The 23,364-nt window shown below is 69.9% G+C and carries 22 protein-coding genes; all 22 read left to right on the forward strand.

The window, feature by feature from the left end; all coding sequences use genetic code 11:
* The coding region (locus tag JW592_RS09770) for a DALR anticodon-binding domain-containing protein (protein ID WP_267877993.1) at positions 1-233 on the forward strand (233 nt) is incomplete at its 5' end.
* A gap of 36 nt (positions 234-269) precedes the next feature.
* On the forward strand, positions 270-1,661 hold the full coding sequence (gene lysA / locus JW592_RS09775; RefSeq protein WP_209264568.1) for a diaminopimelate decarboxylase: 1,392 nt from the start codon (positions 270-272) through the stop codon (positions 1,659-1,661).
* 108 nt (positions 1,662-1,769) lie between these two features.
* Positions 1,770-3,068 (forward strand): homoserine dehydrogenase, encoded by a 1,299-nt coding sequence (locus tag JW592_RS09780; protein ID WP_209264742.1) that lies wholly within the window; start codon positions 1,770-1,772, stop codon positions 3,066-3,068.
* A 127-nt stretch (positions 3,069-3,195) separates the two neighbouring features.
* A complete protein-coding gene (gene thrC / locus JW592_RS09785) occupies positions 3,196-4,320 on the forward strand; it encodes a threonine synthase (RefSeq protein WP_229375606.1) in 1,125 nt (374 codons plus the stop codon).
* Positions 4,321-4,661: 341 nt separating this feature from the next.
* The gene (gene thrB / locus JW592_RS09790; protein WP_209264569.1) at positions 4,662-5,678 is read left to right on the forward strand and encodes a homoserine kinase; all 1,017 of its coding nucleotides are present in this window, start codon (positions 4,662-4,664) and stop codon (positions 5,676-5,678) included.
* Positions 5,679-6,081: 403 nt separating this feature from the next.
* Positions 6,082-8,178, forward strand: a complete 2,097-nt coding sequence (rho, locus tag JW592_RS09795) for a transcription termination factor Rho (protein WP_209264570.1) — start codon at positions 6,082-6,084, stop codon at positions 8,176-8,178.
* Positions 8,179-8,710: 532 nt separating this feature from the next.
* Positions 8,711-9,883 (forward strand): LCP family protein, encoded by a 1,173-nt coding sequence (locus JW592_RS09800; protein WP_209264571.1) that lies wholly within the window; start codon positions 8,711-8,713, stop codon positions 9,881-9,883.
* A 174-nt stretch (positions 9,884-10,057) separates the two neighbouring features.
* Positions 10,058-10,282 (forward strand): 50S ribosomal protein L31, encoded by a 225-nt coding sequence (gene rpmE / locus JW592_RS09805; protein WP_209264572.1) that lies wholly within the window; start codon positions 10,058-10,060, stop codon positions 10,280-10,282.
* A 139-nt stretch (positions 10,283-10,421) separates the two neighbouring features.
* A complete protein-coding gene (gene prfA / locus JW592_RS09810) occupies positions 10,422-11,492 on the forward strand; it encodes a peptide chain release factor 1 (protein WP_209264744.1) in 1,071 nt (356 codons plus the stop codon).
* Positions 11,493-11,511: 19 nt separating this feature from the next.
* Entirely contained in the window at positions 11,512-12,357 is an 846-nt protein-coding gene (gene prmC, locus JW592_RS09815) for a peptide chain release factor N(5)-glutamine methyltransferase (RefSeq protein WP_209264573.1), read from the forward strand.
* Positions 12,357-13,004, forward strand: a complete 648-nt coding sequence (locus tag JW592_RS09820) for an L-threonylcarbamoyladenylate synthase (protein ID WP_209264574.1) — start codon at positions 12,357-12,359, stop codon at positions 13,002-13,004. The genes prmC and JW592_RS09820 overlap by 1 nt, the downstream gene beginning before the upstream one ends.
* Complete coding sequence (locus JW592_RS09825; protein ID WP_307805358.1) at positions 13,004-13,666, forward strand: arsenate reductase/protein-tyrosine-phosphatase family protein; 663 nt, start codon at positions 13,004-13,006, stop codon at positions 13,664-13,666. The genes JW592_RS09820 and JW592_RS09825 overlap by 1 nt, the downstream gene beginning before the upstream one ends.
* 112 nt (positions 13,667-13,778) lie before the next feature.
* The gene (locus JW592_RS09830) at positions 13,779-15,131 is read left to right on the forward strand and encodes an MraY family glycosyltransferase (RefSeq protein WP_209264575.1); all 1,353 of its coding nucleotides are present in this window, start codon (positions 13,779-13,781) and stop codon (positions 15,129-15,131) included.
* Between the two features lie 266 nt (positions 15,132-15,397).
* On the forward strand, positions 15,398-15,823 hold the full coding sequence (locus JW592_RS09835) for a Cg1360 family ATP-synthase-associated protein (RefSeq protein ID WP_209264576.1): 426 nt from the start codon (positions 15,398-15,400) through the stop codon (positions 15,821-15,823).
* A 221-nt stretch (positions 15,824-16,044) separates the two neighbouring features.
* Complete coding sequence (gene atpB, locus JW592_RS09840; protein ID WP_209264577.1) at positions 16,045-16,875, forward strand: F0F1 ATP synthase subunit A; 831 nt, start codon at positions 16,045-16,047, stop codon at positions 16,873-16,875.
* Between the two features lie 78 nt (positions 16,876-16,953).
* On the forward strand, positions 16,954-17,208 hold the full coding sequence (gene atpE / locus JW592_RS09845) for an ATP synthase F0 subunit C (RefSeq protein WP_209264578.1): 255 nt from the start codon (positions 16,954-16,956) through the stop codon (positions 17,206-17,208).
* Positions 17,209-17,268: 60 nt separating this feature from the next.
* Positions 17,269-17,814 carry a F0F1 ATP synthase subunit B gene (locus tag JW592_RS09850; protein ID WP_229375610.1) on the forward strand — a complete coding sequence of 182 codons (546 nt, stop codon included), beginning with the start codon at positions 17,269-17,271 and terminating at the stop codon, positions 17,812-17,814.
* On the forward strand, positions 17,811-18,626 hold the full coding sequence (locus JW592_RS09855) for a F0F1 ATP synthase subunit delta (RefSeq protein ID WP_209264580.1): 816 nt from the start codon (positions 17,811-17,813) through the stop codon (positions 18,624-18,626). The genes JW592_RS09850 and JW592_RS09855 overlap by 4 nt, the downstream gene beginning before the upstream one ends.
* A 156-nt stretch (positions 18,627-18,782) precedes the next feature.
* The gene (gene atpA / locus JW592_RS09860) at positions 18,783-20,354 is read left to right on the forward strand and encodes a F0F1 ATP synthase subunit alpha (RefSeq protein WP_209264581.1); all 1,572 of its coding nucleotides are present in this window, start codon (positions 18,783-18,785) and stop codon (positions 20,352-20,354) included.
* Positions 20,355-20,356: 2 nt separating this feature from the next.
* Positions 20,357-21,295, forward strand: coding sequence for a F0F1 ATP synthase subunit gamma (locus tag JW592_RS09865; RefSeq protein ID WP_209264582.1), 939 nt, complete (start codon positions 20,357-20,359; stop codon positions 21,293-21,295).
* 2 nt (positions 21,296-21,297) lie between these two features.
* Complete coding sequence (gene atpD / locus JW592_RS09870; RefSeq protein WP_209264583.1) at positions 21,298-22,740, forward strand: F0F1 ATP synthase subunit beta; 1,443 nt, start codon at positions 21,298-21,300, stop codon at positions 22,738-22,740.
* Positions 22,741-22,903: 163 nt separating this feature from the next.
* Entirely contained in the window at positions 22,904-23,287 is a 384-nt protein-coding gene (locus JW592_RS09875) for a F0F1 ATP synthase subunit epsilon (RefSeq protein ID WP_209264584.1), read from the forward strand.
* Positions 23,288-23,364 lie beyond the last annotated feature (77 nt).

Consider the following 23,364-nt stretch of genomic DNA (forward strand, 5'->3'; position numbering starts at 1 on the left):
TGGCCCTGCTCGCCGACCGGGCGCGGATCACCGCGCCCGGCCCGCTGGCGCGGCATCTGGATGCCGTCGCGGGGGCGTTCGCCGTGTTCCATGACGTCTGTGAGCCGCTGCCCCGGGGTGAGGAGAAACCCGGGGCCGTCCACCGCGGCCGGCTGGCCCTCGCCGAGGCCACCGGAGCGGTGCTGGCAGGCGGCCTGTCCCAGCTCGGCGTCACAGCACCCGCACATCTTTGAGACTTTGATCAGCAAAAGGGACACAGGGACACGATCATGAGCCGTTCCGCACACCCCGCAGGCCCCCGGCACGCAGATGTTCTGCCGGAGGGGCACTACACCGCGCCGCCGGCCGACCTCAACTCACTCGACCCGCGCGTGTGGTCGCAGACCGTCGAGCGGACGCCGGAGGGGGCCGTCAGCGTCGGTGGGCTGGATGTCCGCCGGATCGCGGAGGAGTTCGGCACCCCCGCGTATGTGATGGACGAGACCGACTTCCGCGCCCGGTGCCGCGCCTGGCGGGAGGCGTTCGGGCAGGAAGCCGATGTGTTCTACGCCGGGAAGGCGTTCCTCTCCCGCGCGGTGGTGCGCTGGCTGCACGAGGAGGGGCTGAACCTCGACGTGTGCTCCGGCGGGGAGCTGTCGACAGCGCTGGCGGCCGGTATGCCGGCTGAGCGCATCGCGCTGCACGGCAACAACAAGTCGAACGAGGAGATCACCCGGGCCGTCGAGGCGGGCGTGGGGCGGATCGTGCTGGACTCGTTCCAGGAGATCGCCCGGGTCGCGCATGTCGCCGAGCGGCTGGGGCGGCGGCAGCCGGTGCAGATCCGGGTCACGGTGGGTGTCGAGGCGCACACGCACGAGTTCATCGCGACCGCGCACGAGGACCAGAAGTTCGGCCTGGCGCTGGCCGGGGGCCAGGCGGCCGAGGCGGTGCGCCGGGTGCTGATGCTGGACAGCCTGGAGCTGACCGGTATCCACTCGCACATCGGCTCGCAGATCTTCGACATGGCGGGCTTCGAGGTCTCGGCGCGCCGGGTGGTGGGGCTGCTGACGCAGATCCGGGACGAGCACGGGATCGAGCTGCCGGAGATCGACCTGGGCGGCGGGCTCGGGATCGCGTACACGCCCGAGGACGATCCGCGTGAGCCGCACGAGATCGCCAAGACGCTGGGCGACATCGTCACACGCGAGTGCGAGGCGGCGGGCCTGGCGGTGCCGCGGCTCTCGGTGGAGCCGGGGCGTGCCATCGTGGGGCCGACGGCTTTCACGCTGTACGAGGTGGGCACGCTCAAGGAGCTGGAGGGGCTGCGTACGTATGTGAGCGTGGACGGCGGCATGTCGGACAACATCCGCACGGCGCTGTACGACGCCGAGTACAGCGTGGCGCTGGTGTCCCGGGCCTCCGAGGCCGAGCCGATGCTCAGCCGGGTGGTCGGCAAGCACTGCGAGAGCGGTGACATCGTCGTACGGGACGCGTTCCTGCCGGCGGACCTGGCGCCCGGCGACCTGCTGGCGGTGCCCGCGACCGGTGCGTACTGCCGGTCGATGGCGAACAACTACAACCACGCGCTGCGTCCGCCGGTCGTCGCGGTACGGGACGGGCAGGCGCGGACGATCGTCCGGCGCGAGACGGAGGAAGATCTTCTGCGACTCGATGTCGGGTAGCGAGATATACGTCCCACATACTGGACCAGGCGTGGAATCTCCGTTTCGGTAAGTGAGACTTGACAACCAATTGCTGTTGACGGGACAGACGGAAAAAGAGGTCAGATGATGCGTACGCGTCCGCTGAAAGTGGCGCTGCTGGGCTACGGGGTTGTCGGCTCAGAGGTGGCACGCATCATGACGACGCACGCCGAAGACCTCGCACAGCGCATCGGCGCCCCGGTCGAACTGGCCGGGGTCGCCGTTCGCCGTCCCGACCGGGTCCGCGAGGGCGTCGACCCCGCGCTGGTGACCACCGACGCCGCGGGGCTCGCGGCGCGCGAGGACATCGATGTGGTGGTCGAGGTCATCGGCGGCCTCGAACCCGCGCGTACCCTGATCACCTCGGCCTTCGAGCACGGTGCCAGCGTCGTGACCGCCAACAAGGCGCTGCTGGCCGAGGACGGCTCCACCCTCCACGAGTCCGCCGAGAAGTACGGCGTCGACCTCTTCTACGAGGCCGCCGTGGCCGCCGCCATCCCGCTGGTGCGCCCGCTGCGCGAATCCCTCGCGGGCGACAAGGTCAACCGGGTCCTGGGCATCGTCAATGGCACGACCAACTTCATCCTCGATCGGATGGAGTCCACCGGGGCGGGCTACAGCGAGGCGCTGGACGAGGCCACCGCGCTCGGTTACGCGGAGGCCGACCCCACAGCCGACGTCGAGGGCTTCGACGCGGCGGCCAAGGCCGCCATCCTGGCGGGCATCGCCTTCCACACCCGGGTACGCCTGGACGATGTGCACCGCGAGGGGCTGGCCGATGTGACGGCGGCCGACATCGCCTCCGCGAAACGCATGGGGTGCACCGTGAAGCTGCTGGCCATCTGCGAGCGGGCCGAGGACGGCCGCTCGGTGACGGCCCGGGTGCACCCCGCGATGATCCCGCTCAGCCACCCGCTGGCCTCGGTGCGCGAGGCGTACAACGCGGTCTTCGTCGAGTCCGAGGCGGCCGGGCAGCTGATGTTCTACGGCCCGGGGGCGGGCGGCTCGCCCACCGCCTCGGCGGTCCTGGGCGACCTGGTGGCCGCCTGCCGCAACAAGCTCAACGGCGGCAGGGGCCCGGGCGAGTCCGCCTACGCGCAGCTCCCCGTCTCGCCGATGGGCGAGGTGGTCACCCGCTACCACATCAGCCTGGACGTGGCCGACAAACCCGGCGTGCTGGCGCAGGTGGCCACGGTCTTCGCCGAGCACGGCGTCTCCATCGACACCGTGCGGCAGAAGGGCAAGGAAGGCGCGCACGACGGAGCCTGGCTCGTCGTGGTCACCCACCGGGCCCAGGACGCGGCGCTCGGCGCGACGGTCGAGGCCCTGCGCGGCCTCGACACGGTGCGCGGGGTTGCCAGCATCATGCGGGTCGAGGGGGAGTGAACGTGCCGAGCGCCGCGACCGACCGGCGGCACGGAGCGCGAGCAGCCCGGCGCGGTGGGCAGCGTCGGACAATGGTCAGTAAGGGAGCCAAGGAACAGTGACCGTCATGGAGCCTCCGATGTCACAGATGCGCGCCGCAGGCGACGCCGACGCCTCAGCCGCGCCCGCCCCCCGGGCAGCGGGGCTCGCCGCGGGGCGCCCGCAGTGGCGCGGCATCATCGAGGAGTACCGCGACCGCCTGCCGGTCGCACCCGAGACCACCCCCGTCACACTCCGTGAAGGCGGCACCCCGCTGGTGCCCGCGCAGAAGCTCTCCGAGCTGACCGGCTGCGACGTCCACCTCAAGGTCGAGGGCGCCAACCCGACCGGTTCCTTCAAGGACCGCGGGATGACGATGGCCATCACCCGCGCCAAGGAGGAGGGGGCCCAGGCCGTCATCTGCGCCTCCACCGGGAACACCTCGGCGTCGGCCGCGGCCTACGCCGTACGTGCCGGGATGGTCTGCGCCGTCCTGGTGCCCCAGGGGAAGATCGCGCTGGGCAAGATGGGGCAGGCGCTGGTGCACGGCGCCAAGATCCTCCAGGTCGACGGCAACTTCGACGACTGCCTCGAGCTGGCTCGCGGGCTGTCGGACAAGTATCCGGTGGCGCTGGTCAATTCCGTCAACCCGGTGCGGATCGAGGGGCAGAAGACGGCCGCGTTCGAGATCGTGGACATGCTCGGGGACGCGCCCGACATCCACGTCCTTCCGGTCGGCAACGCGGGCAACATCACCGCGTACTGGAAGGGCTACCGGGAGTATCACCAGGAGGGGCCCGCCACCCGCACCCCGCGGATGTGGGGGTACCAGGCGTCCGGTGCGGCGCCGATCGTGCGCGGCGAGGCCGTCAAGGAGCCGAGCACCATCGCCACCGCCATCAGGATCGGCAACCCGGCGTCCTGGACGCTGGCCGAGCAGGCGCGGGACGAGTCCGGCGGCTTCATCGACTCGGTGACCGACCGTCAGATCCTGCGGGCCTATCGACTGTTGGCCGCACAGGAAGGCGTGTTCGTGGAGCCGGCCTCCGCGGCGTCGGTCGCGGGTCTGATCCAGGCGGCCGAGCAGGGCAAGGTCGAGGCCGGGCAGCGCATCGTCTGCACCGTGACCGGCAACGGCCTCAAGGACCCCGACTGGGCGGTGGCGGGCGCGCCGCAGCCCATCGTCGTCCCCGTCGACGCGGACGCAGCCGCCGAGCGTCTCGGCCTCGCCTGAGCAGCGCGCCACCTTCCGCCACTGGTCTGAACCGGTTGGGTTCGGATCGGTTTCCCGGGGCCGGTACACGGGGCAGAACCTGTGTGCCGGTTCCGTCCCCGAGCGGCAACGGTCCGGTCCGCCGAACGTGTGTACCGCGCGGAAGCACGGGGAGGCTCACGACACGCATCGTGCGCCTCCCGTGCGCCCTATGTCGCCAGTGAACCCACCTTCGATAGGCTGAGTTTCACCCCGACTCCCGTACGTCCCCACCGCGGGTGAGCGCGGAGCCGTGACCGGTCCGGCGCAGCCGCGGTCGAGGGGATGCTCCGCAAACCCAAACCAAGGAGAGTCATCGAGAGATGGCCGGTCCCGCGTTCCGCGCCGCCGCCGTCCGGGTGCGCGTCCCCGCCACCAGCGCCAACCTCGGCCCCGGCTTCGACGCCCTGGGCCTCGCCCTGGGGCTGTACGACGACGTGGTGGTCCGCGTCGCCGACTCCGGTCTGCACATCGACATCGCAGGCGAGGGCGCCGACACCCTGCCCCGCGACGAGAACCACCTGCTCATCCGGTCCCTGCGCACCACCTTCGACCTGCTGGGCGGGCAGCCGCGCGGCTTGGAGGTGGTGTGCGCCAACCGCATCCCGCACGGCCGCGGCCTGGGCTCCTCCTCCGCCGCCATCTGCGCCGGCGTGATGGCGGCCCGCGCCGTGACGACCGGCGGCGAGGCCCGGCTGGACGACACCGCGCTGCTGGAGCTGGCCACCGAGATCGAGGGCCACCCCGACAATGTCGCCGCCTGCCTGCTCGGTGGATTTACCCTGGCATGGACGGATGGGGGAGCGGCCCGCGCGCTGCGGATGGAACCCGCAGCGTCCCTCGTCCCAGTGGTCTTCGTTCCCGCGAAGCCCCTGCTCACACAGACCGCGCGTGGGCTGTTGCCCCGCTCCGTGCCGCACGTGGACGCGGCGTTCAACGCGGGGCGCGCCGCGCTGCTCGTCGAGGCGCTGACGCGCCGCCCCGAGCTGCTGCTGTCCGCCACCGAGGACCGGCTGCACCAGGAGTACCGCGCCCCGGCGATGACGGAGAGCGCCGACCTGGTCGGGCGGCTGCGCGCGGACGGCGTCCCCGCCGTGATCTCCGGGGCCGGTCCGACGGTCCTGGCGCTGGCAGCCGACGACGGCGAGGCCGACAAGGTCTCCCGGCTGGCGGGAGAGGGCTGGACGGCCAACCGGCTGGCCCTCGATCTGGCGGGAGCCAGCGTCCTGCCGCTGTCCGCAGGCGGCCGGGCCGGCGAGAACGCTGGAAGCAAGGACTTGAGCGGGACCGAGGTCGAGAACGGAAACACACCGGGAGGCACGGGCAGCGGGCCCCGGTGACAGCGGGTTGCGGATCTTCGAGAGGGGGAATGTTTGTTGGATCCGGTAGTGTTAACCTCAAGTCTGCACTCGCAGTCTCGTGGACCCCGCACAGGAAAGTGCGATGGTTCGAAGAGTGCGGTGCTTGCGTGTTCCCCTGGCAGCCCCAGTAGGGACCACCTCTTCTCCCAGGAGCCTCCCACACTGCTCGGCCCATTGCCGTGCAGGGGCGAACACGCTCCGGAGCCGACGTGAAGGACATCCATGTCGAGGCTTCACGCCGAACCCACGTACTGATCTCCCCGCCGTACATCAAGGCGGGACCACCGCCCCGGTCAGGTCCGCGAACACAGGACCCCATCCGGACAGCACAACCGGTCGCCGAGCCAGACTGGCCGACGTCCGCTCCAGGGAAGGACCCTTCGTGAGCGACACCACCGATCTGATGGGCGTGAACGCCGATACCGCAGCCGACGGTGCCGCGGCGCCCGCCGCTACGGACGCATCAGCCACGCCTGCCTCCGGTGCCGCACCGAGGCGTCGGCGCTCCGGCACAGGGCTCGAGGGCATGGTTCTGGCCGAGCTCCAGCAGGTCGCCTCCAGCCTCGGCATCAGGGGCACCGCGCGGATGCGCAAGAGCCAGCTGATCGAGGTCATCAAGGAGCGCCAGGCGGGCGGCAGTTCGGACTCCGCGCCCGCCGCCTCGGGCAAGAGCGCCAAGGCCGCCGACAGCAAGGCAGCCGACACCAAACAGAGCAAGGTCTCCGACAGCAAGCAGGGCAAGGCCGCCGAGAACGGCACGCCCGCCGAGGAGACGAAGCCGAAGCGCCGCGCCACCTCCCGCGCCCGCACCGGCGACGCCGAGAGCGCGCAGCAGGACGGGCAGGGCAGCCAGCAGCAGATCGACATCCCCGGCCAGACCGAGGGCGACGCCAAGGCTGCCCAGGAGGGCGGCCGTGGCCGCCGCACCAAGGGCGAGGCCGCTGCCGACACCGCCGAGGGCCGCACGGACGCCAAGTCCGGCGGCGAGAGCGGTAAGCAGGGCGCCCAGGACGGCAAGCAGGCGGCTCAGGACGGCAAGTCCGAGCGGTCCGAGAAGGACGGCAGGGACGGCAAGGGCGGCCCCTCCGGCGACGGCAAACAGCAGCAGGACCGTCCCTCCAAGCGCGAGCGCCAGCGCGACCGCGACCGCAACCGCAACAAGAACGACGGCGGCGGTGGCGGCCAGCAGAACCAGGCCGGTGGCGGCGGTCGCAGGGACAGCCGGGACGACTTCGACGACGAGGGCGGCGGCCGTCGCGGGCGGCGTGGCCGCTACCGCGACCGCAGGGGCCGGCGCGGCGGCCGGGAGGACTTCGAGCCGCAGATCTCCGAGGACGACGTCCTGATCCCCGTCGCGGGCATCCTCGACATCCTCGACAACTACGCGTTCGTGCGGACCTCCGGCTACCTGCCGGGGCCCAACGACGTGTACGTCTCGCTGGCCCAGGTCCGAAAGAACGGCCTGCGCAAGGGCGACCACGTCACCGGCGCCGTGCGCCAGCCGCGGGAGGGCGAGCGGCGCGAGAAGTTCAACGCGCTGGTCCGCCTCGACTCGGTCAACGGCATGTCGCCCGACGACGGCAAGGGCCGTTCCGAGTTCAACAAGCTCACCCCGCTCTACCCGCAGGAGCGCCTGCGGCTGGAGACCGAGCCGAACCAGCTGACCTCGCGGATCATCGACCTGGTCTCGCCGGTCGGCAAGGGGCAGCGCGGTCTGATCGTGGCACCGCCCAAGGCGGGCAAGACCACGGTGCTGCAGTCGATCGCGAACTCCATCACCCGCAACAACCCCGAGTGCCACCTGATGGTCGTCCTGGTGGACGAGCGTCCGGAAGAGGTCACCGACATGCAGCGGTCGGTCAAGGGCGAGGTCATCTCCTCGACCTTCGACCGCCCGGCCGAGGACCACACCACCATCGCCGAGCTGGCCATCGAGCGGGCGAAGCGGCTGGTGGAGCTGGGCCACGACGTGGTGATCCTGCTGGACAACATCACCCGGCTCGCCCGCGCCTACAACCTGGCTGCGCCGGCCTCGGGCCGCATCCTCTCCGGTGGTGTCGACTCGACGGCGCTCTATCCGCCGAAGAAGTTCTTCGGCGCGGCGCGCAACATCGAGGACGGCGGCTCCCTGACGATCCTCGCCGCGGCGCTGGTGGAGACCGGCTCCCGGATGGAGGAGGTCATCTTCGAGGAGTTCAAGGGCACCGGCAACATGGAGCTCAAGCTCGACCGGAAGCTCGCCGAGAAGCGGATCTTCCCCGCGGTGGACGTGGACGCGTCCGGCACCCGTAAGGAAGAGATCCTCATGGCGAACGAGGAGCTCCAGATCGTCTGGAAGCTGCGGCGCGTGCTGCACGCCCTTGACCAGCAGCAGGCCATCGAGTTGCTGCTGGACAAGATGAAGCAGACGAAGTCCAACGCGGAGTTCCTGCTCCAGATCCAGAAGACGACCCCGACCCCGGGCAACGGCCAGGACTGAGGTCGACGGACGGCCCGTCGCGGCAGCGACTGATGTTGTTGTGGAGCAGCGCTTCGAAGCGTGGGAGGCCCCCCAGGGCCGAGCACTGCGAGGAGCGTGGATGGAGGAGGGGCTCCAGAAGACGACCCCGACCCCGGGCAACGGCCAGGACTGAGCCGTATCGGGCGGCCAGGACCGAGGTCCGTGGGCCCGGGGGTCGCCCGGACGGATGACGGCGAGGGCCGTCCCACCACGCACGGTGGGGCGGCCCTCGCCGTCCGTTTTGGCTGCTGAGAGCTTGCCCACAGGCCCTCCTCGCCGGTAACCGGTGTCGTCCCGGCAGGCGCGGGTACGTCGTCGCAGGTAAAACGGGAGTAGTGCCGCGTTGCGGCCCGGTTCGTACGCCGCTGTCCCGTCACGCGCTCTCACCGCGCGTGTTGATCCGCTGTGCAACCCTTCCGGCGAGACGCAGCGTCCTCACGGGACAACGTCTCCACCGGACGACGTCCACACAGGACAACGGCGCCACGAGGCAGGACTGAGGGAAGTGACCATGGCGGGCGACAGCTACGAGGGCGACACGGCGGGAGCACGCCGCTCCCGGGGCGGACGAGCCTCCGGCCGTCGTCGCAGGCCGCTCAGCGGACGCCGGCGCGCACTACGGGCCGCGGCCTGGACCGTCGCGGGCGCGGTCGCGCTCGGCGGGACGAGCCTGGGGTTCGTCTACTTCAAGCTGGACGGCAACATATCCGGGGTCGACATCAATGCGGCCCTGGGCAAGAACCGGCCCGAGGACGTGCCGAACGGCTCCATGGACATCCTCGTGCTCGGCTCGGACAGCCGCGCCGGGGCCAATGCGAAGTACGGCAAGAACGAGGGCGGCGCCCGCTCGGACACCGCGATGGTGCTGCACATCAACGAGAAGCACGACAAGGCCGGCGTCGTCTCGATACCCCGGGACACCGTGGTGGACCGGCCCAGCTGCAAGGGCGACAAGTCGGAAGGCGGGAAAATCGTTCCGCCGCAGCGGGCCATGTTCAACTCGGCCTACAAGGTCGGCGGCCCGGCGTGCGCGGTCAAGACGGTCGAGTCCCTCTCCGGCGTACGGATGGACCACTACCTCGAGGTGGACTTCGCCGGGTTCCAGCGGCTGATCGACACGCTCGGCGGCGTCGAGATGACCACCCACAAGGCCATCCACGACAAGGACAGCCACCTGGACCTCAAGGCGGGCACCCACCGGCTCGACGGTGAGCAGTCCCTGGGGCTGGTCCGCACCCGGCACGGCGTCGGCGACGGCAGCGACCTGGGCCGTATCCAGCTCCAGCAGGCGTTCCTGAAGGCACTCATCGACCAGGTCAACAGTGTGGGCCTGTTCAGCAGCCCGAAGAAGCTCTACGACCTGGCCGACACCGCCACCTCGGCGGTCACCACCGACTCGGAGCTGAACTCGGTCGGCAAGCTGACCGGCCTGGCGAAGATGCTCAAGGGGATCAAGTCCGACGACATCCAGATGACGACGCTGCCGGTCGTGTACGACCCGCAGAACCCGAACCGGGTGATACAGGTCGACTCCAAGACCAAGAAGGTCTGGGCCGCGATCAAGCACGACCAGCCGGTGCCGAAGTCCGCGACCAAGGGCTCGGCGGCCGACAAGACCGATATAGGCGGTGTCGTGCGGGAAGAGCGCGGGACCGTGGAGGCCGGCAGCCGGAAGCAGGAGTAGGCATCCCCCCTGGGGCCTCCGCCTCGGCCTCCGGCCACGACGCGTGGGGAATAACCGGGTGCCGCCCCCGGTTTTGGGGGGTGCGGGAACCAGTGGCAAACTGGACCGTCGGCCCCGGTTCACGGGAAACAACCCGTCTCCCGACCCGGTGCCCTCCCGAACCTAGGAGTGACCTTGAAGCGCGACATCCACCCCGAGTACCGCGAGACCCAGGTGAGCTGCACCTGTGGCAACTCGTTCACCACGCGTAGCACCATGTCGGAAGGCGTGATCCGCGCCGACATCTGCTCGGCCTGCCACCCGTTCTACACCGGCAAGCAGAAGATCCTCGACACCGGTGGCCGCGTGGCCCGCTTCGAGGCCCGCTTCGGCAAGAGCGCCGGCAGCGCCAAGAAGTAGCGTCACCGCAGCGCCGGTCCGCGGCTGCCCCTGCCGGGCAGCGCGGCCCGGCGCTCTTTTGGTGCTCAGCGCCCCGGCGCCGGCCCGCCCCCCCCCGCGGCGAGGCGGCGCCTCCACTCATCAGTAAGGGATGGCCACGATGTTCGAGGCGGTCGAGGAACTCGTCGGCGAGCACGCCGACCTGGAGCGGCGGCTCGCCGATCCGGCGATCCACGCCGACCAGGCGGGTGCCCGCCGGCTGAACAAGCGCTACGCCGAGCTCACCCCCATCGTCACCGCCTACAGCGAGTGGAAGCGGACCGGGGACGACATCGGCACCGCGCGGGAACTGGCCGCTGAGGACTCCGACTTCGCGGACGAGGTCAAGGAGCTGGAGCGGCGCCGGGAGGAGCTGACCGAGCGGCTGCGGCTGCTGCTGGTCCCGCGCGACCCGAGCGACGACAAGGACGTCATCCTGGAGATCAAGGCGGGCGAGGGCGGCGACGAGTCCGCGTTGTTCGCCGGTGACCTGCTGCGGATGTATCTGCGCTACGCCGAGCGCAACGGCTGGAAGACCGAGCTGATCGAGTCCAACGAGTCCGACCTGGGCGGTTACAAGGACGTCCAGGTCGCCGTGAAGTCCAAGGGCGCGACCGAGCCGGGGCAGGGCGTATGGGCACGGCTGAAGTACGAGGGCGGGGTGCACCGCGTGCAGCGGGTGCCCGCGACCGAGTCCCAGGGCCGTATCCACACCTCAGCGGCCGGTGTCCTGGTGCTGCCGGAGGCCGAGGAGGTGGATGTGGAGATCAACCCCAACGATCTGCGCATCGACGTCTACCGCTCCTCCGGGCCGGGCGGCCAGTCGGTCAACACCACCGACTCGGCCGTGCGCATCACCCACGAGCCGACCGGCATCGTCGTCTCCTGCCAGAACGAGAAGAGCCAGCTCCAGAACAAGGAGCAGGCCCTGCGCATCCTGCGCGCCCGGCTGCTGGCCGCGGCGCAGGAGGAGGCCGAGAAGGAGGCTTCGGACGCGCGCCGCAGCCAGGTCCGTACGGTCGACAGGTCCGAGCGGGTGCGCACCTACAACTTCCCGGAGAACCGGATCTCCGACCACCGCGTCGGGTTCAAGGCATACAACCTGGACCAGGTGCTGGACGGCGAACTCGATCCGGTCATCCAAGCCTGTGTGGACGCGGACTCCGCGGCCAAGCTGGCCGCCGCTCAGTGACGCCCGGGAGGAAGACGGAGTGAACGTGCTGCTCGCCGAGGTGGCGCAGGCCACCCAGCGGCTGGCCGACGCCGGCGTGCCCTCGCCGCGCTTCGACGCCGAAGAGCTGGCCGCCTGGGTACACGGTGTCTCACGGGGCGAGCTGCATCGGGTCGCGGACGCCGACTTCGATGCGCGCTACTGGGAGGCGGTGGCCCGCCGAGAGGCCCGCGAACCGCTCCAGCACATCACCGGACGGGCCTTCTTCCGCTATCTGGAGCTGCACGTCGGAGCCGGGGTCTTCGTGCCACGCCCGGAGACCGAGTCCGTGGTCGGCTGGGCGATAGACGCGGTACGGGCCATGGATGTGGCCGAGCCGCTGATCGTGGACCTGTGCACCGGCTCCGGCGCCATCGCGCTCGCCCTGGCGCAGGAGGTGCCCCGCTCCCGGGTGCACGCCGTGGAGCTGGACGAGGCGGCGCTGGTGTGGGCGCGCAAGAACGTCGAGGGCTCGCGGGTGACGCTGCACCACGGGGACGCGCGCACCGCGCTGGGTGAGCTGGACGGCCAGGTGGATCTCGTGATCTCCAATCCGCCCTACATTCCGCTCACCGAGTGGGAGCATGTGGCGCCGGAGGCCCGCGACCACGATCCGCAGATCGCGTTGTTCTCCGGCGAGGACGGCCTGGACGTCATCCGCGGCCTGGAGCGCACCGCGCATCGGCTGCTGCGCCCGGGCGGCGTCGTGGTCATCGAGCACGCCGACACCCAGGGCGGGCAGGTGCCCTGGATCTTCACCGAGGACCGCGGCTGGGCCGACGCCGCGGACCACCCCGACCTCAACAACCGGCCCCGTTTTGCCACCGCACGCAGGGAGGTGCCGTAATGGCACGGCGATACGACTGCTCCGACGCGACCGATCGCGCGACCGGGCTGCGTGAGGCGGCGTCGGCCGTCCGGCGCGGAGAACTCGTCGTGCTGCCGACGGACACCGTCTACGGCGTCGGCGCCGACGCGTTCAGCTCCGACGCGGTCGGCGATCTGCTGGAGGCCAAGGGCCGTGGCCGCGGTATGCCCTCGCCGGTGCTGGTGGGCTCCCCGAACACCCTGCACGGCCTGGTCACGGACTTCTCCGAGACGGCCTGGGAGCTGGTCGACGCCTTCTGGCCCGGAGCCCTCACCCTGGTGGCGCGCCACCAGCCGTCGCTGACCTGGGACCTGGGGGAGACCCATGGCACGGTGGCCGTGCGGATGCCGCTGCACCCGGTCGCCATCGAGCTGCTGACCGAGTTCGGCCCGATGGCCGTCTCCTCGGCGAACCTGACCGGACACCCGGCGCCGATGGACTGCGACGCGGCCCAGGAGATGCTGGGCGAGTCGGTCGCCGTCTACCTGGACGGCGGCCCCACGCCGGACAGCGTGCCCTCGTCCATCGTGGACGTCACCGGCTCGGTGCCGGTGCTGCTGCGCTCGGGCGCGATCGACGCCGACGAGCTGCGCAAGGTCGTACCGGGCCTGGAGGTGGCCCCGTAGTGACCGCCCCACCCGGGCGTGGGCCGGCCGAGGCCGGCGGCATAAGCGGCGCCGACGGCGCGTTCCGTATCCTCCACGTCTCCACAGGCAACGTGTGCCGCTCGCCGATCACCGAGCGGCTCACCCGGCATGCCCTGGCCGAACGGCTGGGGGAGGCCCGTATGGGCGGCCTCGTGGTCGAGAGCGCGGGCACCTGGGGGCACGAGGGCGCGCCGATGGAGGAGAACGCGGTCGCCGTGCTGCTCGAGCACGGCGCGGACGCCTCCGACTTCACCGGCCGGGAACTCCTGGACGAGCATGTGATCCGGGCCGACCTGGTGCTGACGGCCACCCGCGACCACCGGGCGCAGGTGATCTCCATGGGCCACTCGGCGGGCCTGCGCACCTTTACGCTCAAGGAGTTCACCCGGCTGGTGCGGGCCATAGACCCGGCGACGCTGCCGGCCGCCGGCAGCCCCGAGGGCGTGGTGGAGCGTGCCCGCGCGCTGGTCCAGGCGGCGGCCGCGCTGCGCGGCTGGCTGCTGGCGCCCAGCCCGGAGGCGGACGAGATCTATGATCCCTACGGCGCGCCGATCCCGTACTTCCGCAGCGTCGGCGAGGAGATCAGCAGGGCGCTGGACCCAGTGGTGACCGCGTTGACGGGGGTCCCGGCGCACACGTAGAAGCACAGCCAGAACCAGCGGGCGGGAGTGCGCGTGTCCTATGGTGTGGGCCTGATCGGCCCGCCCGGGTGGGCCTGCGAACAGCCCGCGAGACCATTGGGGAGCCCGTTCCGTGCGTGAATATCTGCTGACGCTGTGCGTCACGGCCGCGGTCACTTATCTGCTGACCGGGCCGGTGCGGAAGTTCGCCATCGCGGCGGGCGCGATGCCGCCGGTACGGGCCCGTGACGTGCACCGGGAGCCGACCCCGCGACTGGGCGGCATCGCGATGTTCGGCGGGCTGTGCGCCGGGCTGCTGGTGGCCTCGCAACTGACCAACATCGGCGAGCTGTTCACTCTTTCCGACGAGCCCCGGGCGCTGCTCTCCGGCGCCGGTCTGATCTGGCTGATCGGCGTACTGGACGACAAGTGGGGCGTCGACGCCTTGGTGAAGCTCGGCGGTCAGATGATCGCAGCCGGTGTGATGGTGCTGCAGGGGCTGACGATCCTGTGGCTGCCGGTGCCGGGTGTGGGCAATGTCGCGCTCACCCCCTTCCAGGGCACGCTGCTCACGGTCGCGCTGGTGGTCGTCACCATCAACGCGGTCAACTTCGTGGACGGGCTGGACGGCCTCGCGTCGGGCATGGTGTGCATCGCCGGTGTGGCGTTCTTCATGTACGCGTACCGCATCTGGTACGGCTACGGCATCGAGGCGGCAGCCCCGGCCACGCTCTTCGCCGCGGTGCTGATGGGCATGTGCCTGGGCTTCCTGCCGCACAACATGCACCCGGCCCGGATCTTCATGGGGGACTCGGGCTCGATGCTGATCGGACTCGTGCTGGCGGCAGGTGCGGTCTCGATCACCGGCCAGGTGGACCCGGACGTGATGGTCGAGCACACCGGTTCGGTGAAGTCCGCCGTGCACACGATGGTGCCGCTCTACATGCCGCTGCTGCTGCCGCTGAGCATCATCGCCATCCCGGTCGCCGACCTGGTGATGGCGATCGTGCGGCGGACCTGGAACGGGCGTTCGCCGTTCGCGGCCGACCGGGGGCATCTGCACCACCGGCTGCTGGAGATCGGGCACTCGCACAGCCGTGCCGTGCTGATCATGTACTTCTGGGCCGCGCTGATCGCCTTCGGAGCCGTGGCCTTCTCGGTGCGCTCCTCCAGCCTGGCGATCGTGCTGGCGATCGTGCTGTTGAGCGCTGTGGGTCTGGTGGTACTGCTGTTGCCGCGCTACACGCCCCGAGTGCCCGCGTGGGCCCAGCGGATGCTGCCGCCCCGGTACCGGCGTGCGCGCCGGGAGGCGGAGGAGACGGAGGCCGCCGCCACTCCGCCGGGTCCCGGTGAGGACCCGGCGCCGACGGGGGAGACGGCCGAAGACGCGGAGCTCGAGCCCGCGATGGCCGGGCTGAACGGTGCCACGGCCGTGGGGGAGCGCCAGCAGTTCACTCGCCCGAAGAAGATCAACACCCATGACTGAGTGCGCCGATGGCTCAGGAATCGCCCAATAGCAGACATAGCGGCTGCCGTCAGCGACGGACGCGCACTGTCACACCTGCGTGTGACAGGGGGCACACCAAGTAGGTAAAGACCTCATCAAATAGTTTGTGATACCGTTCACGAAACCCGGTGGCCAGCCGAAGTGTCGCACTCCCGCAGGCCCTTCTGCCGGGAGGTCCGTCCTCCACGCCGGGGCTACGCTCGTCATCGACGACCCACGTCCCCCGATTTCCCGGAGCACACCACATGCAGTCGAACGACGCACGCATGCTCCTGCACTGCGCCGTCCCGACCGCCCTCGCCGGTGCCGTGGCCGCAGCGATCAGCGCCGTGTTCGCCTCAGGCAAGGGCGCCATCGGCGCCGCGGCCGGAGCACTCGTCGTGATCCTCTTCATGGGTCTCGGCCTTTACGTCCTCCAGCGGACGGCCCGCTCCTTTCCGCACCTCTTTCAGGCGATGGGCCTGCTGTTGTATACGACGCAGATTCTGCTGCTGTTCGTGGTGCTGGTGGTCTTCCGGGATACGACCCTTTTCGACACCTCGACCTTCGCGTTCACACTGCTCGGCGCCACCGTCGTATGGGTCGCGGCTCAGGGCAGGGCGCATCTGAAGGCGAAGATCATGTACGTGGAACCCTCCTCCGGCTCCGGTGAGAAGGCCAGTGCCACGTAGGGGCGGGATAAGCGCTCGTTCGAGCAACTGCTATCGTCCGTTGCCAACTGCGGCGCAGCAGACGGGGACGGCGGAGTTCCATCCGGTTCCGGATTCCACGGGACGGAACGGACACTCCCGCCTCCTGATCAGCCGCCGCCCCCGATTCGTAAGACCAAGACCAGTGCCGTTCCGTGGCCGCACGCCGCGCCGACACAACGAGGTAGCCGTTTTCATGCGCCATGCAGAAGGAGCCCGCGGTGAGTGCTGACCAGATGCTCGCCTTTGAGACCGACTGCCACCTTTTCAGTGGCTGCGGCTTCGAGGCTCCAGGGCTCCACTCGTTCGTCTTCGAGCCGATGTTCAGCATCGGCGGATTCGACTTCAACAAGCCGATCCTGCTCGCCCTCGTGGGCACGCTCGCCATCGTCTGGTTCTTCTGGGCCGCTTTCAGCAGGCCCAAGGTGGTGCCCGGCAAACTGCAGATGATCGGCGAGGCCGGTTACGACTTCATCCGCCGCGGAGTGGTCTACGAGACGATCGGCAAGAAGGAAGGCGAGAAGTACGTCCCCCTGGTGGTGGCGCTCTTCTTCTTCGTGTGGGTGATGAACCTGTGGTCGGTCATCCCGCTCGCGCAGTTCCCGGTGACCTCGATCTTCTCGATCCCGCTCGGCCTCGCGCTGCTCGTCTACCTGGTCTGGGTTCCGCTGACGTTCAAGCGGCACGGATTCGTCGGCGCGTTCAAGAACTTCACGGGATACGACCCGTCGCTCCCCGGTGGGGTGCGGCCGCTCGTCATGGTCATCGAGTTCTTCTCGAACCTGCTCGTGCGCCCCTTCACCCACGCCGTCCGGCTCTTCGCCAACATGTTCGCCGGGCACATGCTGCTGGTCCTGTTCACCATCGCCACCTGGTACATGCTCAACGGCATCGGGATCGCCTACTCGGCCGTCTCCTTCGTGATGACGATCGTGATGGTCGCCTTCGAGCTGTTCATCCAGCTCATCCAGGCGTACGTCTTCGTCCTGCTGACCTGCACCTACATCCAGGGCGCGCTCGCCGAGGAACACTGAGCAAAGCCCTTTCCCGCACACCCCCAAGCTGTCCGGCGGCCAACCCCCGCCGGTCCGTACAGAGAAGGAAGTAACGGCATGTCCGCTGCTCTCGACATGGTCAACCTCGCCGCCTCCGAAGGCGTCACCGGCAACCTGGGCTCGATCGGCTACGGCCTCGCCGCCATCGGCCCCGGCATCGGCGTCGGCATCGTCTTCGGTAACGGCACCCAGGCACTGGCCCGCCAGCCCGAGGCCGCCGGCCTGATCCGTCAGAACCAGATCCTCGGCTTCGCCTTCTGTGAGGCGCTGGCCCTCATCGGCATCGTCATGGGCTTCATCTTCCGCTCCTGACCTGCCGAGCGAACGAACCCATTTCCGACGGAAGGCACTGACGTGAACGCCCTGGTAAACATGGCGGAGACCGAGGTTCCGCAGAACCCGCTCATCCCGCCGATCCCAGAGCTGGTCATCGGCCTGATCGCATTCGCCATCGTCTTCTTCTTCCTGTGGAAGAAGCTCCTTCCGAGCATCAACAGGGTGCTGGAAGAGCGTCGTGAAGCCATTGAGGGCGGCATCGAGAAGGCCGAGGCGGCTCAGCAGGAAGCTGCCGACGTACTCCAGCAGTACAAGGACCAGCTCGCCGAGGCCCGCCACGAGGCCGCCCGGCTGCGTGCCGAGGCCCAGGAACAGGGCGCCGCGCTCATCGCCGAGATGCGCGCCGAGGGCCAGCGGCAGCGTGAGGAGATCATCGCCGCCGGCCACGCCCAGGTCGAGGCCGACCGCAAGCAGGCCGCGGCCACGCTCCGCCAGGACGTGGGCAAGCTCGCCACCGACCTGGCCGGCAAGCTCGTCGGCGAGTCCCTGGAGGACCACGCCCGGCAGAGCCGTGTCATCGACCGCTTCCTCGACGGGCTCGAAGAGGCTGCCGAGGCCGACGCCAGCGGAGCCGCCCGATGAATGGAGCGAGCCGCCAGGCGCTTGCCGCCGCGCGCGAGAGCCTCACCGCGCTGACCGACTCCACGTCGGCCGACGCCGCGGCTCTCGCGGACGAGCTCGCCGCCGTCACCGCGCTGCTGGAGCGCGAGGTCTCGCTTCGCCGGGTCCTCACCGACCCGGCGAAGGACGGCGAGGCCAAGGCATCGCTGGTGCAGCGGGTCCTCGGCGGTCAGCTCAGCGGCCCGGCCGCCGATCTGGTCTCCGGCATGGTCCGCTCCCGCTGGTCGGCCCCGCGCGACCTGGTCGACGCCGTCGAGGAGCTGGCCGACCTGGCCGACCTGGTGGCGGCCGAGCGTGACGGCTCGCTGGACGACGTCGAGGACGAGCTGTTCCGCTTCGGGCGGACCGCTGCCTCCTCGCCCGACCTGCGTGCGGCGCTGGCCAGCCGCACGGCCCAGCCCGAGGCCAAGCGCGCCCTGGTGCACCAGCTGCTGGGCGGCAGGGCCAGGCCGGCCACCGAGCGTCTGGTCACGCGGCTGGTCACTCAGCCGCGGGGACGTAGCCTGGATGGTGGGCTCGAAGCGCTGTCCCGGCTCGCCGCCGAGCGGCGGAACCGTTCGGTCGCCGTCGTGACCTCGGCGGTGCCGCTCAGTGACGAGCAGAAGCGGCGCCTGGGCGCCGCACTGGCCAAGCTGTACGGCCGCCAGGTGCACCTGAACCTGGACGTGGACCCCGAGGTCCTCGGCGGGATCACGGTGCGGGTGGGCGACGAGCTCATCAACGGCTCGATCGGCGACCGGCTGGACGAGGCCAAGCGGCGGATGGCGGGCTGAAGCGAGCACGGCAGGACCCGGCGCCCGGCGCCAACCAACTCAACAAGCACGAACGCGGCCCGAGTTGGGCCGTACAAGGGAGTCGGGGGAAACACCGAGTCACCCCCCGGAGCCCGAAGGAACTTACGGGCCCAACAAGGAGAGCAGGGAACCCAGATGGCGGAGCTCACGATCCGGCCGGATGAGATCCGGGACGCGCTGGAGAACTTTGTCCAGTCGTACACGCCGGACGCGGCCTCGCGCGAAGAGGTCGGTACGGTCAGCGCTGCCAGCGATGGCATCGCGAAGGTCGAGGGGCTGCCCTCGGCCATGGCGAACGAGCTGCTGAAGTTCGAGGACGGCACCCTCGGCCTCGCCCTCAACCTCGAGGAGCGCGAGATCGGTGCGGTCGTCCTCGGTGAGTTCAGCGGCATCGAAGAGGGCCAGTCGGTGCAGCGGACCGGCGAGGTCCTCTCTGTTCCGGTCGGCGACGGCTACCTCGGCCGCGTCGTCGACCCGCTGGGTGCCCCGGTCGACGGCCTCGGCGAGATCGAGCCCGAGGGCCGCCGCGCCCTGGAGCTGCAGGCCCCCACGGTGATGCAGCGCAAGTCGGTGCACGAGCCGATGGAGACCGGCTACAAGGCCGTCGACACCATGACCCCGATCGGCCGCGGTCAGCGCCAGCTGATCATCGGTGACCGCCAGACCGGCAAGACCGCGCTGTGCGTCGACACGATCATCAACCAGCGCGACAACTGGCGCTCGGGCGACCCGGACAAGCAGGTCCGCTGCATCTACGTCGCCGTCGGCCAGAAGGGCTCCACCATCGCCTCCGTGCGCGGTGCGCTGGAGGAGGCCGGTGCGCTGGAGTACACGACCATCGTCGCGGCCCCCGCTTCCGACCCGGCCGGCTTCAAGTACATCGCCCCCTACACCGGCTCGGCCATCGGCCAGCACTGGATGTACCAGGGCAAGCACGTGCTGGTCGTCTTCGACGACCTGTCCAAGCAGGCCGACGCCTACCGCGCCGTCTCGCTGCTGCTGCGCCGCCCGCCGGGCCGTGAGGCCTACCCCGGCGACGTCTTCTACCTGCACTCCCGGCTGCTGGAGCGCTGCGCGAAGCTCTCCGACGACATGGGCAAGGGCTCGATGACCGGTCTGCCGATCGTCGAGACGAAGGCCAACGACGTCTCGGCGTTCATTCCGACCAACGTCATCTCGATCACCGACGGCCAGTGCTTCCTGGAGTCCGACCTGTTCAACGCGGGCCAGCGCCCGGCGCTGAACGTCGGTATCTCCGTCTCCCGAGTCGGTGGCTCGGCCCAGCACAAGGCCGTCCGCCAGATCACCGGTTCGCTCCGGGTGGACCTGGCCCAGTACCGCGAACTGGAGGCGTTCGCCGCCTTCGGTTCCGACCTGGACGACGCCTCGAAGGCGGCCCTCGAGCGCGGTAAGCGGATGGTCGAGCTGCTCAAGCAGCCGCAGTACCAGCCGTTCGCCACCGAGGACCAGGTCGTCTCCATCTGGTCCGGCACCAACGGCAAGATGGACGACGTTCCGGTCGAGGACATCCGGCGCTTCGAGCGCGAGCTGCTGGACTACATGCACCGCGAGGAGCAGGCCCTGATGACCGGCATCCGCGAGGGCGGCAAGATGTCGGACGACACGGTCCAGGCCCTCGCTGACGCGGTCGAGAAGTTCAAGACGCAGTTCGAGACCTCGGACGGCAAGCTGCTGGGCGAGGGCTGAGCATGGGTGCCCAGCTCAGGGTCTACAAGCGGCGGATCAAGTCCGTCTCTGCGACCAAGAAGATCACCCGGGCGATGGAGATGATCGCCGCCTCGCGCATCATCAAGGCGCAGCGCAAGGTGGCAGCGTCCGAGCCGTACGCGAAGGAGCTGACCCGTGCGGTCACCGCTGTCGCGCAGGGCTCCGACGCCAAGCACCCGCTGCTGACCGAGACCGAGCAGCCCAAGCGGGCCGCGGTGCTGCTCATCACGAGCGACCGCGGTCTGGCCGGCGGCTACAACTCCAACGCCATCAAGGCGGCCGAGCAGCTGAACACCCGGCTGGCCGCCGAGGGCAAGGAGGTCGACAGCTACATCGTCGGCACCAAGGGCGTGGCCTACTACGGCTTCCGTAACCGGCCCGTCAAGGAGTCGTTCACCGGCTTCACCGACAACCCGACCTACGCCGACGCGAAGGCCGTGGCCGCGCCGCTGATCGAGGCGGTGCGGGCCGAGTCCGCCGAGGGCGGGGCGGACGAGCTGCACATCGTCTACACCGAGTTCGTCTCGATGATGACGCAGACCGCGGTGGACGCCCGGATGCTGCCGCTCTCCTTCGACAAGGGCACCGAGTCGCTCGGCGCGGGCGACGGCGTCGCCAAGGGCGGTGCCGCGGTCATGCCGCTGTACGACTTCGAGCCCTCGGCCGAGGACGTGCTGGACGCGCTGCTGCCGCGGTACGTCGAGTCGCGTGTCTACAACGCCCTGCTCCAGGCGGCTGCCTCCAAGCACGCCGCCACCCGCCGGGCGATGAAGTCCGCGACCGACAACGCCGAAGAGCTCATCAAGTCGCTGACGCGGCTTGCCAACGCGGCCCGCCAGGCCGACATCACCCAGGAAATCAGCGAGATCGTCGGTGGGGCGAGCGCGCTGGCTGACGCTAACGCGGGGAGTGACCGCTAACCATGACCACCACAGTTGAGACGGCCGCTGCGACGGGCCGCGTAGCCCGGGTCATCGGCCCGGTCGTCGACGTGGAGTTCCCCGTCGACGCCATGCCGGACATCTACCAGGCGCTGACGGTCGAGGTGCTCGACCCGGCCGAGGACGGCAAGAAGAAGACCCTGACCCTGGAGGTGGCCCAGCACCTCGGTGAGGGGCTGGTCCGCGCCATCTCCATGGAGCCGACCGACGGCCTGGTCCGCCAGGCTCCGGTGACCGACACGGGCGCCGGCATCACGGTGCCCGTCGGTGACGTCACCAAGGGCCGGGTCTTCAACACCCTCGGCAGGATTCTGAACGAGCCGGAGGCCGAGTCCGAGGTGACCGAGCGGTGGTCCATCCACCGCAAGGCCCCCGCCTTCGACCAGCTCGAGTCCAAGACCGAGATGTTCGAGACCGGTCTGAAGGTCGTCGACCTGCTGACCCCGTACGTCAAGGGCGGAAAGATCGGCCTGTTCGGCGGCGCGGGCGTCGGCAAGACCGTCCTCATCCAGGAAATGATCATGCGTGTGGCCAAGCTGCACGAGGGCGTTTCCGTGTTCGCCGGCGTCGGCGAGCGCACCCGTGAGGGTAACGACCTGATCGAGGAGATGGCCGACTCCGGCGTGCTCCCGCAGACCGCGCTGGTCTTCGGTCAGATGGACGAGCCCCCGGGGACGCGTCTCCGGGTCGCGCTGGCCGGTCTGACCATGGCGGAGTACTTCCGCGATGTGCAGAAGCAGGACGTGCTGTTCTTCATCGACAACATCTTCCGCTTCACCCAGGCAGGCTCCGAGGTCTCCACCCTGCTCGGCCGGATGCCCTCCGCGGTGGGCTACCAGCCGAACCTGGCGGACGAGATGGGTGTGCTCCAGGAGCGCATCACCTCGACCCGCGGTCACTCCATCACCTCGATGCAGGCGATCTACGTGCCCGCCGACGACCTCACCGACCCGGCCCCGGCGACGACGTTCGCGCACCTGGACGCCACCACGGTGCTCTCGCGTCCGATCTCGGAGAAGGGCATCTACCCGGCGGTGGACCCGCTGGACTCCACCTCCCGGATTCTGGACCCGCGCTTCGTCTCCCAGGAGCACTACGACTGCGCCGAGCGCGTCAAGGGGATCCTGCAGAAGTACAAGGACCTGCAGGACATCATCTCCATCCTCGGCATCGACGAGCTGTCCGAGGAGGACAAGCTCACGGTGTCCCGCGCCCGCCGTATCGAGCGCTTCCTGTCGCAGAACACCCACGCGGCGAAGCAGTTCACCGGTCTCGACGGATCGGACGTTCCGCTGGACGAGTCGATCGCGGCATTCAACGCGATCGCCGACGGCGAGTACGACCACTTCCCCGAGCAGGCGTTCTTCATGTGCGGTGGCCTCGACGACCTCAAGGCCAAGGCGAAGGAGCTCGGCGTCTCCTGACGCCGGACTCCGGAACCCCGGCGCTCTGCTCGCGCCTCCGCGCGCGGTCGCACCGGCCGTGCGCGGATGTGCGCCGGTTGTGCACCGCGGCGGGGGCGGGTACGAGTACCAGCCCCCGCGCCGCACCCCTTATCCTTTCCCCATCCCAGTCTGAGGAGCCACAGTGGCTGAGCTGCACGTCGAGTTGGTCGCCGCCGACCGCAAGGTCTGGTCGGGCGAGGCCAGCCTGGTCGTCGCGCGTACCTCCTCGGGTGATATCGGTGTCATGCCCGGCCACCAGCCGCTGCTCGGCGTGCTGGAGTCCGGCCCGGTCACCATCCGCACGACGGGTGAGAGCGGCAACGGCACCGTCGTCGCCGCGGTGCACGGCGGGTTCATCTCCTTCGCCGACAACCAGCTCTCGCTGCTCGCCGAGGTCGCGGAGCTGACCGACGAGATCGATGTCGAACGCGCTGAGCGCGCGCTGGAGCAGGCCAAGTCCAAGGCGGACGAGGACGCCGAGAAGCGCGCCGACGTCCGACTGCGAGCGGTGACGGCCGCACGCTGACGTTTGTCGCGTCACACCCGGCGCACGACGACCCTCAGCCGCGGGCGGTCCCGGAATCTTCCGGGCCCGCCCGCGGC

The organism is Streptomyces spirodelae (genome assembly GCF_017676385.1).
Lineage (GTDB): Bacteria > Actinomycetota > Actinomycetes > Streptomycetales > Streptomycetaceae > Streptomyces > Streptomyces spirodelae.

Coding starts and splice junctions, on each gene's coding strand:
- lysA (WP_209264568.1), top strand. CDS start 270: ATGAGCCGTTCCGCACACCCCGCAGGCCCCCGGCACGCAGATGTTCTG.
- JW592_RS09780 (WP_209264742.1), top strand. CDS start 1,770: ATGCGTACGCGTCCGCTGAAAGTGGCGCTGCTGGGCTACGGGGTTGTC.
- thrC (WP_229375606.1), top strand. CDS start 3,196: ATGCGCGCCGCAGGCGACGCCGACGCCTCAGCCGCGCCCGCCCCCCGG.
- thrB (WP_209264569.1), top strand. CDS start 4,662: ATGGCCGGTCCCGCGTTCCGCGCCGCCGCCGTCCGGGTGCGCGTCCCC.
- JW592_RS09800 (WP_209264571.1), top strand. CDS start 8,711: ATGGCGGGCGACAGCTACGAGGGCGACACGGCGGGAGCACGCCGCTCC.
- prfA (WP_209264744.1), top strand. CDS start 10,422: ATGTTCGAGGCGGTCGAGGAACTCGTCGGCGAGCACGCCGACCTGGAG.
- JW592_RS09820 (WP_209264574.1), top strand. CDS start 12,357: ATGGCACGGCGATACGACTGCTCCGACGCGACCGATCGCGCGACCGGG.
- JW592_RS09835 (WP_209264576.1), top strand. CDS start 15,398: ATGCAGTCGAACGACGCACGCATGCTCCTGCACTGCGCCGTCCCGACC.
- atpB (WP_209264577.1), top strand. CDS start 16,045: ATGCAGAAGGAGCCCGCGGTGAGTGCTGACCAGATGCTCGCCTTTGAG.
- atpE (WP_209264578.1), top strand. CDS start 16,954: ATGTCCGCTGCTCTCGACATGGTCAACCTCGCCGCCTCCGAAGGCGTC.
- JW592_RS09850 (WP_229375610.1), top strand. CDS start 17,269: ATGGCGGAGACCGAGGTTCCGCAGAACCCGCTCATCCCGCCGATCCCA.
- JW592_RS09855 (WP_209264580.1), top strand. CDS start 17,811: ATGAATGGAGCGAGCCGCCAGGCGCTTGCCGCCGCGCGCGAGAGCCTC.
- atpA (WP_209264581.1), top strand. CDS start 18,783: ATGGCGGAGCTCACGATCCGGCCGGATGAGATCCGGGACGCGCTGGAG.
- JW592_RS09865 (WP_209264582.1), top strand. CDS start 20,357: ATGGGTGCCCAGCTCAGGGTCTACAAGCGGCGGATCAAGTCCGTCTCT.
- atpD (WP_209264583.1), top strand. CDS start 21,298: ATGACCACCACAGTTGAGACGGCCGCTGCGACGGGCCGCGTAGCCCGG.